The organism is Rossellomorea aquimaris (assembly GCF_000935355.1).
Classification (GTDB): domain Bacteria; phylum Bacillota; class Bacilli; order Bacillales; family Bacillaceae_B; genus Rossellomorea; species Rossellomorea aquimaris_B.
Genome location: NZ_JXZC01000018.1, coordinates 1 through 12,258, shown reverse-complemented (window position 1 = coordinate 12,258; position 12,258 = coordinate 1). Strand labels below are relative to the sequence as shown.

14 protein-coding genes and 2 tRNA genes are annotated in these 12,258 nt (G+C 41.5%); 4 read left to right on the top strand and 12 right to left on the bottom strand.

Annotation, left to right across the window (positions count from 1 at the left end; all coding sequences use genetic code 11):
* Nucleotides 1-38: 38 nt before the first annotated feature.
* On the bottom strand, nucleotides 39-194 hold the full coding sequence (locus TV75_RS20630) for a hypothetical protein (RefSeq protein ID WP_172655811.1): 156 nt from the start codon (nucleotides 192-194) through the stop codon (nucleotides 39-41).
* 199 nt (nucleotides 195-393) lie between these two features.
* Here TV75_RS20630 and TV75_RS20625 point away from each other — a divergent pair, with 199 nt between their 5' ends.
* Nucleotides 394-1,509 carry a glycoside hydrolase domain-containing protein gene (locus tag TV75_RS20625; RefSeq protein ID WP_044340662.1) on the top strand — a complete coding sequence of 372 codons (1,116 nt, stop codon included), beginning with the start codon at nucleotides 394-396 and terminating at the stop codon, nucleotides 1,507-1,509.
* A gap of 91 nt (nucleotides 1,510-1,600) precedes the next feature.
* On the opposite strand, the gene groL is transcribed toward TV75_RS20625, so the two are convergent.
* Nucleotides 1,601-3,235 carry a chaperonin GroEL gene (gene groL / locus TV75_RS20620; protein WP_034766062.1) on the bottom strand — a complete coding sequence of 545 codons (1,635 nt, stop codon included), beginning with the start codon at nucleotides 3,233-3,235 and terminating at the stop codon, nucleotides 1,601-1,603.
* A gap of 52 nt (nucleotides 3,236-3,287) precedes the next feature.
* Entirely contained in the window at nucleotides 3,288-3,575 is a 288-nt protein-coding gene (gene groES / locus TV75_RS20615; RefSeq protein ID WP_034766060.1) for a co-chaperone GroES, read from the bottom strand.
* Nucleotides 3,576-3,905: 330 nt separating this feature from the next.
* Here groES and TV75_RS20610 point away from each other — a divergent pair, with 330 nt between their 5' ends.
* The gene (locus TV75_RS20610; RefSeq protein WP_044340661.1) at nucleotides 3,906-4,649 is read left to right on the top strand and encodes a CPBP family intramembrane glutamic endopeptidase; all 744 of its coding nucleotides are present in this window, start codon (nucleotides 3,906-3,908) and stop codon (nucleotides 4,647-4,649) included.
* Complete coding sequence (locus TV75_RS20605; RefSeq protein WP_044340660.1) at nucleotides 4,646-4,852, top strand: YdiK family protein; 207 nt, start codon at nucleotides 4,646-4,648, stop codon at nucleotides 4,850-4,852. The genes TV75_RS20610 and TV75_RS20605 overlap by 4 nt, the downstream gene beginning before the upstream one ends.
* Nucleotides 4,853-4,867: 15 nt before the next feature.
* On the opposite strand, the gene tatC is transcribed toward TV75_RS20605, so the two are convergent.
* The 3 genes from tatC to TV75_RS20590 are packed head-to-tail and all read right to left on the bottom strand — an operon-like array spanning nucleotide 4,868 to nucleotide 6,559.
* Complete coding sequence (gene tatC / locus TV75_RS20600; protein WP_044340659.1) at nucleotides 4,868-5,641, bottom strand: twin-arginine translocase subunit TatC; 774 nt, start codon at nucleotides 5,639-5,641, stop codon at nucleotides 4,868-4,870.
* A gap of 15 nt (nucleotides 5,642-5,656) precedes the next feature.
* Nucleotides 5,657-5,827: a twin-arginine translocase TatA/TatE family subunit gene (locus tag TV75_RS20595; RefSeq protein WP_044340658.1), complete on the bottom strand. Its 171-nt coding sequence runs from the start codon at nucleotides 5,825-5,827 to the stop codon at nucleotides 5,657-5,659.
* A 54-nt stretch (nucleotides 5,828-5,881) separates the two neighbouring features.
* Nucleotides 5,882-6,559 (bottom strand): redox-sensing transcriptional repressor Rex, encoded by a 678-nt coding sequence (locus tag TV75_RS20590; RefSeq protein WP_044340657.1) that lies wholly within the window; start codon nucleotides 6,557-6,559, stop codon nucleotides 5,882-5,884.
* A 190-nt stretch (nucleotides 6,560-6,749) separates the two neighbouring features.
* On the opposite strand from TV75_RS20590, the gene TV75_RS20585 reads away from it, so the two are divergent.
* Nucleotides 6,750-8,693 carry an ABC-F family ATP-binding cassette domain-containing protein gene (locus TV75_RS20585; protein WP_044340656.1) on the top strand — a complete coding sequence of 648 codons (1,944 nt, stop codon included), beginning with the start codon at nucleotides 6,750-6,752 and terminating at the stop codon, nucleotides 8,691-8,693.
* A gap of 436 nt (nucleotides 8,694-9,129) precedes the next feature.
* Here TV75_RS20585 and tsaD read toward each other — a convergent pair whose 3' ends face one another.
* From tsaD to TV75_RS20555, 6 genes are all read right to left on the bottom strand, one after another.
* Nucleotides 9,130-10,146 carry a tRNA (adenosine(37)-N6)-threonylcarbamoyltransferase complex transferase subunit TsaD gene (gene tsaD / locus TV75_RS20580; protein ID WP_044340655.1) on the bottom strand — a complete coding sequence of 339 codons (1,017 nt, stop codon included), beginning with the start codon at nucleotides 10,144-10,146 and terminating at the stop codon, nucleotides 9,130-9,132.
* Nucleotides 10,143-10,580: a ribosomal protein S18-alanine N-acetyltransferase gene (gene rimI, locus TV75_RS20575; protein ID WP_044340654.1), complete on the bottom strand. Its 438-nt coding sequence runs from the start codon at nucleotides 10,578-10,580 to the stop codon at nucleotides 10,143-10,145. The genes tsaD and rimI overlap by 4 nt, the downstream gene beginning before the upstream one ends.
* A gap of 23 nt (nucleotides 10,581-10,603) precedes the next feature.
* Complete coding sequence (gene tsaB, locus TV75_RS20570; RefSeq protein ID WP_044340653.1) at nucleotides 10,604-11,299, bottom strand: tRNA (adenosine(37)-N6)-threonylcarbamoyltransferase complex dimerization subunit type 1 TsaB; 696 nt, start codon at nucleotides 11,297-11,299, stop codon at nucleotides 10,604-10,606.
* Nucleotides 11,296-11,751, bottom strand: coding sequence for a tRNA (adenosine(37)-N6)-threonylcarbamoyltransferase complex ATPase subunit type 1 TsaE (gene tsaE, locus TV75_RS20565; protein WP_044340652.1), 456 nt, complete (start codon nucleotides 11,749-11,751; stop codon nucleotides 11,296-11,298). The genes tsaB and tsaE overlap by 4 nt, the downstream gene beginning before the upstream one ends.
* Before the next feature lie 169 nt (nucleotides 11,752-11,920).
* A tRNA-Asp gene (locus tag TV75_RS20560) sits at nucleotides 11,921-11,997 on the bottom strand.
* Nucleotides 11,998-12,076: 79 nt separating this feature from the next.
* A tRNA-Met gene (locus TV75_RS20555) sits at nucleotides 12,077-12,150 on the bottom strand.
* Between the last annotated feature and the right edge of the window lie 108 nt (nucleotides 12,151-12,258).

Below are 12,258 nucleotides of genomic sequence, written 5' to 3'. Positions count from 1 at the left end.
TCACACTACTTTATCACATAGGTGGTGGAGAGAACCATTCAGTCCTCTATGTCCTTCTTCTCTATAGAAATCGGTACCGTTCCTACCTGTTCCCAGGGGATTTCCCATCTCCGTTCAAATTCCGTTTTTGCCCGCTCATCCCCTGCAATGATTCTTTCAACTAATTCCCTTAGTACCATCGTAGTATAATTCATCTCATCACCCTCTTCTTCATTTTCAATGAATGGTGGAGGAAGCTTTGTATTATTGATCACTCGTAATACTTATTACCTATTTCACTCATCACCTAAACACCCTAAAGGCCTACAAACTCTCTACTTGCCCACACTAAACTGACCTTTCTTCATATTATGGAGTGAAAATGACTCTTAATCTGAAAGAATAGGTGAGAATATGAGGGTAACACCAGGATATACCATTCTATTAGCGGTTCTCATTATGGCGATCTCAGGATTTATTTCCTTTTATAACATTGGTAAAAACGATAATAAAGCCAATATAATCATCACCAATACGGTTGAAAATAATATCTACGGCAGTGTTGGAAAGGTGGATACCGTCATCTCTAATCAGGTGTCGAAAGGGACGGCCAATTTGGAAAACACTATTATGAACAATGGCAAGGGAGATGGGAACGGAGAAATCAGTAGTTCTATTGAAAATGATGTTAATGGAACCTCCGGGGACTTAAAAAACAATATTACAAACTCCGTTGAAGGAGATGGAAATTACACGTTCTCAAATTCCACCCAAAACGAGCTCGGTGACGAAGCTGATATCAATGTACGGAATACGGTAGAAAATAAGGCAAGCGGGACTGACGGAGATCCACCGCCGCCGTCACCGACACCTGAAGTTGTGTGGGGTATCGATTCCGCCAGTGAAACAACGGAAAGCTTTTATGCCTGTGTAAGAGAAAACTTCGGGGACCCGACTGTTTTTGGACGATACCTTGAGACGAGAGAGAATATCTCCAGGGGACTCACACCCCAGCAGATTTCTTTGATCCATTCAAATGGAGACTATATCCTTCCTATCTTTAACAATTTTAACAATGCCACAGGTTTTGAAAATGGAATAAATGAAGCAAGAGAAGCAATCGGATATGCCCAGGATCTCGGGATTCCCTCTGGTGTCGCCCTATTTGCCGATATTGAACCAACCTATCCGGTAGATGCGGAATTTATCAGAGGATGGTTTGAAACGATTTCTGCCTCCCCTTATGAATCAGGGATCTATGGAATCTTTGATTCTGAAAGAGCTTTATATCAATCTTATAACGCAGCCGCTCAAAGTAATAACGCCATACTGGAAGAAAATTATATCTGGACTGCTTCACCAAATGTCGGAATCACAACTCAGGCAGAGGCACCTGAATTCAATCCGGAAGCACCGGAAGGCTCCCTGGCATTTGGATGGCAATATGGAATCGACGCAGAAACATGTAACATTGATACGAATCTTTTCGATGGTGAACTGTTAAAGGTATTATGGAAACCTGGCTCATAACTAAAAAGACTACCTCCTTTAACTAGGAAGTAGTCTTTTTACTTACTATTTATACATCGGACTGCTTCACAAGAGTGAAATGGTCGGCAGGTTACATCATGCCGCCCATTCCACCCATGCCGCCCATGCCGCTCATGTCAGGCATGCCGCCGCCTTCTTCAGGAATGTCAGCAACTACCGCTTCAGTAGTCAAGAACATTGCTGCTACAGACGCTGCGTTTTGAAGCGCAGAACGAGTTACTTTCGTAGGGTCTACGATACCTTTTTCAATCATGTTTACCCACTCACCAGTAGCTGCGTTGAAACCGACACCTACTTCTTCCTTCTTCAAACGTTCTACGATGATAGAACCTTCAAGTCCAGCGTTGTGAGCGATTTGACGGATTGGCTCTTCAAGAGCACGCAGCACGATGTTGATACCTGTTGCCACATCTGCATCCGCTTCAATAGATGCTACTTTGTTGTATACGTTCACAAGGGCAGTACCACCACCGGATACGATACCTTCTTCCACTGCTGCACGAGTAGAGTTCAATGCGTCTTCGATACGAAGTTTACGCTCTTTAAGCTCAGTTTCAGTTGCAGCTCCGACTTTCACGACTGCTACTCCACCTGCAAGCTTAGCAAGGCGCTCTTGTAATTTTTCTTTATCAAATTCAGAAGTGGACTCTTCTAATTGAGCACGGATTTGGTTTACGCGAGCTGCGATTTTTTCCGGATCTCCAGAACCTTCAACGACAGTAGTGTTCTCTTTCGTTACCACTACTTTCGCAGCGCGGCCAAGTTGAGTGATGTTCGCAGATTTAAGATCTAATCCAAGATCCTCTGTGATCACTTCTCCACCAGTAAGTACCGCTAAGTCTTCTAGCATCGCTTTACGGCGGTCACCGAAGCCAGGAGCTTTGACAGCAACAGCGTTGAATGTTCCGCGAAGTTTGTTCACAACAAGTGTTGCTAGAGCTTCACCTTCAACATCTTCAGCTACCATTAATAGTGGCTTACCTTGTTGTACGACTTGCTCAAGTACAGGAAGTACTTCTTGGATGTTACCGATTTTCTTGTCAGTGATTAAGATATATGGATTTTCAAGAACAGCTTCCATTTTATCAGAATCAGTGACCATGTATGGAGATGCATATCCGCGGTCGAACTGCATTCCTTCTACTACGTCAAGTTCAGTAGTGAAACCTTTAGATTCTTCAATTGTGATGACACCGTCGTTCCCAACGCGCTCCATTGCTTCTGCAATCAGTTGACCCACTTCTTCGTCAGCCGCTGAGATTGCCGCAACTTGAGCAATTGAATCTTTACCTTCGATCGGCTTAGAGATCACTTTTAATTCTTCGATAGCAGCTTGAACCGCTTTTTCGATACCTTTACGAACGCCAACAGGATTAGCGCCGGCTGTTACGTTTTTAAGACCTTCACGGATCATCGCTTGAGCAAGGACCGTTGCAGTCGTTGTACCATCACCTGCGATTTCATTTGTTTTGCTTGCTACTTCAGCAACCAATTTTGCACCCATGTTTTCGAATGCATCTTCTAATTCAATTTCTTTTGCAATCGTTACACCATCATTTGTAATAAGTGGTGAACCGAACTTCTTCTCAAGTACCACGTTACGTCCTTTTGGTCCAAGAGTTACTTTTACTGCATTTGCTAATTGATCTACACCGCGAAGCATGGAACGGCGTGCTTCTTCGCTGAATTTAATATCTTTAGCCATTATAAAGTCCTCCTCTTATTTAAATAGAATATTGTTTATATACGAAGTTTGATTATTCGCCAACTACAGCCAGAATATCGCTATCGCGCAGGATCAGGTATTCTGTGCCTTGGTATTTCACTTCTGTACCAGCGTATTTAGAGAAAATGATTCGATCGCCGACAGCTACCTCAAGAGCAACGCGCTCACCGTTGTCAAGAATGCGACCAGTACCTACAGCCATCACTTTACCTTCTTGTGGCTTTTCCTTTGCGGAATCCGGTAGCACAATACCGCTTGCTGTTTTTTCTTCTGACTCAACTAGCTCGATAACGACGCGATCACCTAGTGGTTTTAACAAGTGAAACAACCTCCTTGAAATTATGTAAATGATATTTATTAGCACTCGCTTGTTGTGAGTGCTAACACAACTATTATATTAATTAATTCGTTTTCATTTTGCAAGAGTCCTGCTTAAAATTTTTTTCGTCATATTTCTCTTTTTTTCACACCCTCCTATACTATGCCTCCTCATATGCCTTTATTCTTAAGTCGATTAAAGTGTGACAATTCTTACAAAACCCTTAGATTTGAACAGTTCCTCTTTTCTTAGTAGAATTGTACAGGAGTATGTTCAGGACGAAAAATTCTATTCGTTCTTCATCTAACAGGTGTTAAAGGAGATCAAACGTTGAAAAAACATTTCGGATTTATCTTAATTGCCTATATCGTGATGCAGCTTTCAAGTATTGTCGGGGTACCTCTTTTATTTAAGATTGGTGCTGATGTCCTTGCGATTCCAGAGCAGACATTACGAAATGTCGTTCCGGGATATTGGCTTGTGATCAGCTTTACATTAACTCTCCTCATCGTCTGGGGCATTCTGAGAAAGAGCGAGACAAGCACCAATCTTGAACGTTCCGCACCCATGAATCCAGGCAGTTCAATTGTGTGGGCTATAGTGGGGATTTTTATGGCGTTCATCGCTCAATCCATCGCGATACAAATTGAGTATGCGTTAGGGATTGAGATGGGATCTGAAAATACGCAAATGATTATCGGGATTATCGAAAAGGTACCGCTATCGATGATGGTCGCTGCGATCATCGGACCTATATTAGAAGAGATTGTTTTCAGGAAGATTATCTTCGGTGTACTTTACGAGAAGATGAATTTCTTCTTCGCCGCGTTAATCAGTTCAGTTATCTTTGCCCTTGCTCATTTTGAGCCTGAGCATGTGATCTTGTACTCTGCAATGGGCTTTACGTTTGCGTTTCTATACGTCAAAACGAAGCGGATCCTGGTTCCAATATTTGCCCACGTTGCCATGAATACAACGGTCGTTCTAATGCAATCTATTTATAAGGATGAAATTGAAAAAATGATCAACGAAGCTGAACAAATACAAGGATTTATTGGAGGATTATTTCTATGAGGAGATCACCACTATTTTCAGGCGTGATCTATCTCCTTCTCGGTGTGCTCTTCACATACTTTGCTGTGCAAAATGTACAGGATGATGGTTGGGGATTTTTCACTTATATGCTCGTCTTTCTGGCAACCCTTGATTTTGGATCCGGGTTGCGGATGGTGATGCTGCATTTCAAGATCAAAAAGAAAATAGAGAATAAAAAATAAGGATTGATCATTTGATCAATCCTTATTTATATCCTCGAATTGTTCCATTTCAAGCTTTTGTTCTGCTTCTAAAACCTTTTTATATCCAATTTTAGAAATCCAAATACTGATTTCATAAAGAAGAAGCAAAGGAACGGTTACCATTAAATGCGAGACGATGTCCGGCGGTGTAATAAAAGCCGCGACGACCAACAATATGAAGTACGCCACTTTTCTCATTTGCGCCAGCAGCATCGGGGTAATGATCCCGAGGCGTGTCAGAAACAGCATAATAACCGGAAGTTGAAATAGAAACCCAAATGGAATGGTTATTTGAAACAGGAAATGAAAGTATTCATTAATTCCAATTACTTGCTCGATATTCAGATTGGTTGATAAACCCATCATGAATTTCACAACATAAGGAAACAAAATAAAATATGAAAATGACAATCCACCTAAGAAAAGAATGACAGAAATCGGGATGTAACTAAGCGTTACCTTCCTCTCTTTCTCATATAAGCCTGGACTAACGAACGACCATACTTGAAATAGAATGATGGGTGATGTCATGATGATCGCAATAAACATGATCATTTCCATATAGATTTTGAGAGGGTCTGTAATCCGAAAGGCGTTCATCGTCAATTCTTTCGCTTCATCCGCGTGCTGCAAATATCGAATCAACGGCTCCGCAAGAAAAAAACTCACGATTACCGCTAACAAGAAGAAAACGACTACAAACATGAGTCGTTTTTGCAATTCTCCTATATGTTCATAGACTGTCATGTCTCTTTGACTTTGACTCATGGCGTTCATCCTACCCTACTTAGCTTTTTTGCTATTATCGTCCTCATCATCTGCTAAGCCCTTTGTTGCATTTTTAAATTCGCGTAATGTATTCCCGGCTGCTTTCCCTAACTCAGGCAATTTCTTTGGTCCGAAGATCAGTAAAGCAACAACCGTTATAAGTACGATACTACCTGCACCTAACATAATGAGACACCTCCTCTTTTACCATTCTATCATAACGTATATATGAATCATTTTCTATTCGGATATGATTCCATCTTGTGACATTTCCGTGTCATCCTCTGAATAATGCTTTAAGAAATATACCAGCGATTGAAGCTCAACTGCCAAATCAATATGATGGACGCGAATATGATCCGGCACCGTTAATCTCGCAGGGGTGAAATTCAGGATCCCCTTAATATTAGAAGAAACCAATCGGTCTGTGATATTTTGAGCAGAAGATGCCGGAACCGTTAGAATGGCCACTTCAATATCATGCCCCTCAAGACGCTCTTCTAAATCATCTAAATGAAAAACGGGTACATCGCTGATTTGCGTCCCAACCTTCTTTTCATCCACTTCAAAAGCCATTTCAATCTTAGTATTATTATTTTTTATGAAATTATAATGAAGAAAAGCTGTACCGAGATTCCCTACTCCTATCAGTACAACCTTCGTAATGGCATCTTGATCTAATGTCTTACGAAAAAAGGATAGTAGGTAATTGACATTGTATCCATAACCCTTTTTACCTAACGCTCCAAAATAAGAAAAATCTCTGCGTATCGTGGCAGAATCAACCTTCACCGCTTCACTCAATTCTTTCGATGAAACCCTCTGCTTTCCCGATGAGTACAGATTCTTGATAAAGCGATAATATAGCGGAAGGCGCTTAGCCGTTGCCTGTGGAATTTTCGTTGTATCCTGGTTCATATTGTATTCCCCCACATCTATTCAAAAACCTCTGATACCGCTTCCAAAATAGAAAGCATACAGAATTTAAAACTCTACTTCCCATCATACACTATATTTTATCCTAAGTGTACGAAGATTAATAGTCGATTTATTGCCGTTCCCCTCCATAATACGGTACACTAGCACTATGAAATAGAGGTGAAACGTCATGATTCTATTACAAGTGAATCAACTTACGAAAAACTTTGGTGCCGATAATATCCTATCAAATATTAAGCTTGAGATACAGACAAGAGATCGGGTGGCTCTCGTTGGACGCAACGGAGCAGGAAAATCGACTCTTCTAAAGATAATTGCAGGTCATCTCTCCTATGACTCCGGAGATATCACGAAACCAAAAGGGGTTTCCATTGGATACCTCGCGCAAAACACAGGGTTGGAATCAGAGCTTTCGATTTGGTCAGAGATGCTGACCGTATTCGAAGAATTACAAACTCAGGAAAAACAATTAAGACAACTTGAGAAACAAATGGCCGATCCTTCTGTTTATGAACAAGAAGATTTATATCAACGGGTATTAAAGGAATATGATGAGCTTCAAGTACGCTTCAAAGATTCCGGCGGCTATCAATATGAAGCCGATATTCGTTCTGTCCTTCATGGATTGAATTTTGCCGACTTTGATTATGAAACGAAGATCTCTACTTTAAGCGGTGGTCAGAAAACCCGTCTGGCACTTGGTAAGCTTCTATTGACCAAGCCGGACATCCTCATTCTTGATGAACCTACCAACCACCTTGATATTGAGACTTTATCGTGGCTTGAGACGTACCTTCAAAGCTATGAAGGTGCTGTCCTGATCGTTTCCCATGATCGTTACTTCTTAGATAGCGTCGTCAATCAAGTGTATGAGATTTCACGAAATCGAAGCAAAAAATTCTTGGGTAACTACAGTAAATACCTTGAACAGAAAGCGGAAGATTATGAAAAGGATCTCAAGATGTTCGAGCGCCAGCAACAGGAAGTCGCCAAACTCGAGGACTTTATCCAACGAAATATCGCCCGTGCTTCTACTACCAAAATGGCCCAAAGCCGCAGAAAAAAACTGGAAAGAATGGATATAATGGATAAACCGCTGGGAGATGAGAAATCTGCCAACTTCGCTTTTCAAATTGATCGTCCAAGCGGGAATGATGTTCTTCACGTCCAAGATCTGACCATCGGATATGGTAAAGACGAACAGATTTCATCTCACATCGATTTCTCTGTTAAAAAGGGAGACAGCATCGCTCTTGTTGGTCCTAACGGTATCGGTAAGTCTACCCTATTGAAAACATTAGTGAATAAACTCCATCCTCTTGAAGGCGCGTTTAAATTTGGTTCAAATGTTTCGATTAGTTATTATGATCAAGAACAAGCTGAACTTTCTTCCAATAAGACCGTCTTAAATGAGCTGTGGGACGAGTACCCGATGAAAATGGAAAAAGAAATCAGAACTGTACTCGGAAACTTTTTATTCTCAGGGGAAGATGTCTTAAAGCCTGTTTCCACACTTAGCGGTGGAGAGAAAGCTCGACTCGCTCTCTCCAAACTTATGATGGAAAAAGGGAATGTCCTCATACTGGACGAACCGACAAACCATCTTGACTTGGATAGTAAAGAAGTATTGGAGAATGCCTTGATTGACTATCCAGGAACGATCCTTTTTGTGTCTCATGACCGTTATTTTATCAATCGCATCGCTACAAAGGTTGTTGAACTTTCCAAGAAGGGATCAACAGAATACCTTGGCGATTATGATTATTATATAGAAAAATTGCAACAGCAGGAAGAACTGGCCGCACTCGAGCGGATGGAGCAAGGTCAACCAGTTTCACAAGGTACCACTCAAAAGCAATCTCATAAAATCGATAAAGAAGCAAAAAAACTGGAGCGTCAACGAAGAAGAAGAGTTGACGAAATTGAAAACCAAATGGAAATACTGGAAGAAAATATTCAAGAAAAAGAAGACCTCCTTTGCGACCCGGAGATCTTTCAAGATCATGAAAAAGTCCAAGATATCAATGAAGCACTGACAAAAGAAAAAGAAGAGCTTGAATCTTTATTGGAAGAATGGACAGAACTAGAAGAACTTCTTCAAGGAGAACAATAATCCACAGGGTTGGGGATAAGTATTAAAACATCTTGCTCCCCGCCCTTTTCTTATTCCACATCATTATCCACAATCAAAATCCTAAACAACCGTTATTCACACAACTTTTCCACATTATCCACATTCAAAACCTGAATTATCCACAGTTAATTGTATGGAATAGGCTATTTTTCCCATCCCTTTTTCACATCATGTACACAACTTATACAAAGTTATTAACAACTTATCCATAAACTGTTGATAAAACGTATGTTCGTTCCTTTTTCTTTTCTTGCTACCTTGTTTGCTTTAGTTAACCACAAGATATTCACAATATCATGCTGCTATGTTTTTTCCCCGTAGATATTCACATGTTCCTCCGTCTATTAACAACTTGTAAATAACAGTTCTACAAAGAGAAAAAGCTTAAACGAAGTTAACGTTTAAGCTTTCACTATTAAAAATTCTCTATATCAAGCCCGGGATGTGCATTCATATCCATGCTGCCTCTTTTTCCTTGTTCGAATAAAACCGTTCCTGCCGCTGCAATCATAGCGGCATTATCCGTACAAAGGGATAACGGCGGGATGACCAGCTCAGCTTCTATTTCTTCAAACGCATCATTAAGAGCTCCCCGTAACCCTTTATTAGCTGCAACCCCGCCAGCCAATAACACCTGCTCGACTTTATATTCCTCCACAGCCTTAACCGTCTTCGTTACCAACACATCAATCACACTAGCCTGAAAACTGGCTGCCAGGTCTTGTGGATGAATGGTTACCCCTTTTTGCTTGGCGTTGTGCAGTGTGTTAATAACAGCCGATTTCAATCCACTAAAACTGAAATCAAATGAACCTTCCTCAAGCCATGCCCGCGGCAAATCAAGGGTAGGTTCTCCTTCTTGAGCCAGCCGATCGATATGGGGGCCACCTGGATAAGGAAGACTCAATGTTCGCGCTACCTTATCATAGGCCTCCCCGGCAGCGTCATCCCGTGTTTCTCCAATTACCTGAAACGAACCATGCTCTTTCATTAACACAAGCTCCGTATGTCCCCCGGATACAACCAAAGAAAGAAGAGGAAACTTCATCTCTTTCACTAGACGATTTGCATAGATGTGCCCCGCAATATGATGGACACCCACTAAAGGTTTATTGTGAGCAAAAGCAAGTGCCTTTGCTGCGTTTACCCCAATCAGAAGTGCTCCTACTAAACCAGGACCCTCCGTCACGGCAACACAATCAATCTCCTCCATCGTCATCCCGGCTTGTTGAAGCGCTTCCTCTAACACATATGTGACCTGCTCCACGTGATGACGAGAAGCAATTTCAGGTACCACTCCACCGAATCGCTTATGACTTTCAATCTGAGAGGAAACAATATTCGTCACAATCTCAGTTCCATTTTTTATAATTGCGACAGCCGTTTCATCACAGCTCGTCTCAATTCCCAGTACAAACGTATCTTTATTCATAAATTCACCCACATTACTAAAGCATCTTCTTGATTATCTGAATAATACCGCTTCCGAATTCCACCATCTTGGAACCCAAGCTTTCTGTATAAATGCTGCGCAGCTACATTGGATACTCTGACTTCCAGAGTCATCACACGAGCTCCAAACTGGGTGGCAATGTCCATGATCTTACGCATAAGACCTTCCCCCAGTCCCTGTCCCCGGTATTCGGGGAGCACGGCTACATTGGTGATATGAGCCTCATCCACCACAAGCCACACTCCACAATATCCCGCGACATGGTCGCCGTCCTCGACAACAAGGTAGGTAGATAGATGGTTATGTTCAATCTCATTCAAGAAAGCGTCTCGACTCCAAGGAATGCTAAAAGATTTCATTTCAATGTCCATTACAGCATCTAAATCATCAACCGTCATAAATCGTATGTCCATTTTCTAACGATCCTCTATCTCTATTAAGAATTTTTTTGAGATTCCAGCCATTTCACTTCTGCTTCAGCCATTCGTATATAATTAGGGAGCACCTCATGGGCTGAAGTCTCAGGTAAACCTGCCCCTATGAAAGCGAGCTCAGAGGGACGTGGATTATGACTGATAAATGGAGCAATCTTCGCTTGATCTCCTACTATCTCTTTAATGGTGCTTTCATGAATCGCTACATCATTACCTACGAATAAGATATCTTTATTTAAATCTTTTAACGTAGTGGCCCATTTATCAAGCATTATATTACAATCTTTTTCAACACACGTAAGTTGATCGTCCTTGAATTCATACAGTCCTGTGTATACCTGACCTCTTCTTGCATCAAATAAAGGTACAATATAACCGGGAAAATATCGTCCAGACGAAGCCAGTGTCGCAAGACTTGATACGGGTATAAGAGGAATATTCAATGACCATGCCAGCGTCTTCGCTAACGTAACTCCAATGCGGACACCTGTATAAGAACCGGGTCCATTTGCCACGACAATCTTCGTTAAGTCCTTAGCCTCTATCCCACAATCCTCCATCAATTGTTCAATAGCAGGCATCGCCCTTACAGAATGATTTTTTTTTATATAGGTAATATACTCTCCAATCACCTTATCCTCTTCACTCAAGGCAACACCTAAAGGATAATTAGAGGTATCGATGGATAATATCGTCATAAAACAACCTCCTTACACAACTCTCTATATCTTTCTCCATTAGGTTTCAACACGATTCTTCTTTCAGAATCACCTTCCCTGAAAATCGATAAACCCAATAGTGCTTTCGGGAGTTGATCTTGAATCAAGTGAGCCCACTCAACGACGGTCACACCTTCCCCCTCAAAATATTCATCGAATCCCAAGTCTTCAAAGGAATCATCCAGCCGATAAACATCCATATGATAGAGAGGCAAACGCCCCCGATATTCTTTTATGATTGTGAAGGTTGGACTGTTTACGGTCTTCGAAATACCAAGGCCTTTCGCCAATCCCTTAGTAAACGTCGTTTTTCCCGCTCCAAGATCACCTTCTAATGTTAACACATCCCCAGGCTGCAGGTATGTTGCCAACTTCTCGGCAAACGCTCCAGTCTCCTCTGGACTAGTGGTTACTAACTCGTACTGATTCATGTTAATCTCCTCGATTGTAAATGAAGTATAAAAAACCCTTAGGATCGTCTGTTACCCTAAGGGAGAATGTATATATGTAGTTTACCCTTTTTGGGGTATATGAGTAAAGTTAATGATATAATAGGCAATAAAAAAAACGAAACAAAGGTTTCGTTTGAATAAACAAATCTGGCGGTCCGGACGGGACTCGAACCCGCGACCTCCTGCGTGACAGGCAGGCATTCTAACCAACTGAACTACCGGACCAAAGTTTTTTCGCGACAGCGAAAATAACTATCCATGCGTGACTCTTCAAGGATTATACCAAACCAAGTCAAAAATGGTATTGCGGGGACAGGATTTGAACCTGCGACCTTCGGGTTATGAGCCCGACGAGCTACCGAACTGCTCCACCCCGCGACGATAGAAATGGTACTTAAGGTGATACTTTCTATATTACTATATGCAGCTTCACAAATAAAGTGATTGTGCAAAAAAATATTTCGCCTGGCGACGTCCTACTCTCAC

Excerpts from the sequence above, each read along its gene's own strand:
- TV75_RS20630 (WP_172655811.1), bottom strand. The coding sequence starts at position 194 with ATGAATTATACTACGATGGTACTAAGGGAATTAGTTGAAAGAATCATT.
- TV75_RS20625 (WP_044340662.1), top strand. The coding sequence starts at position 394 with ATGAGGGTAACACCAGGATATACCATTCTATTAGCGGTTCTCATTATG.
- groL (WP_034766062.1), bottom strand. The coding sequence starts at position 3,235 with ATGGCTAAAGATATTAAATTCAGCGAAGAAGCACGCCGTTCCATGCTT.
- TV75_RS20605 (WP_044340660.1), top strand. The coding sequence starts at position 4,646 with ATGAGGAGATCACCACTATTTTCAGGCGTGATCTATCTCCTTCTCGGT.
- tatC (WP_044340659.1), bottom strand. The coding sequence starts at position 5,641 with ATGAGTCAAAGTCAAAGAGACATGACAGTCTATGAACATATAGGAGAA.
- TV75_RS20595 (WP_044340658.1), bottom strand. The coding sequence starts at position 5,827 with ATGTTAGGTGCAGGTAGTATCGTACTTATAACGGTTGTTGCTTTACTG.
- TV75_RS20590 (WP_044340657.1), bottom strand. The coding sequence starts at position 6,559 with ATGAACCAGGATACAACGAAAATTCCACAGGCAACGGCTAAGCGCCTT.
- TV75_RS20585 (WP_044340656.1), top strand. The coding sequence starts at position 6,750 with ATGATTCTATTACAAGTGAATCAACTTACGAAAAACTTTGGTGCCGAT.
- tsaD (WP_044340655.1), bottom strand. The coding sequence starts at position 10,146 with ATGAATAAAGATACGTTTGTACTGGGAATTGAGACGAGCTGTGATGAA.
- rimI (WP_044340654.1), bottom strand. The coding sequence starts at position 10,580 with ATGGACATACGATTTATGACGGTTGATGATTTAGATGCTGTAATGGAC.
- tsaB (WP_044340653.1), bottom strand. The coding sequence starts at position 11,299 with ATGACGATATTATCCATCGATACCTCTAATTATCCTTTAGGTGTTGCC.
- tsaE (WP_044340652.1), bottom strand. The coding sequence starts at position 11,751 with ATGAATCAGTACGAGTTAGTAACCACTAGTCCAGAGGAGACTGGAGCG.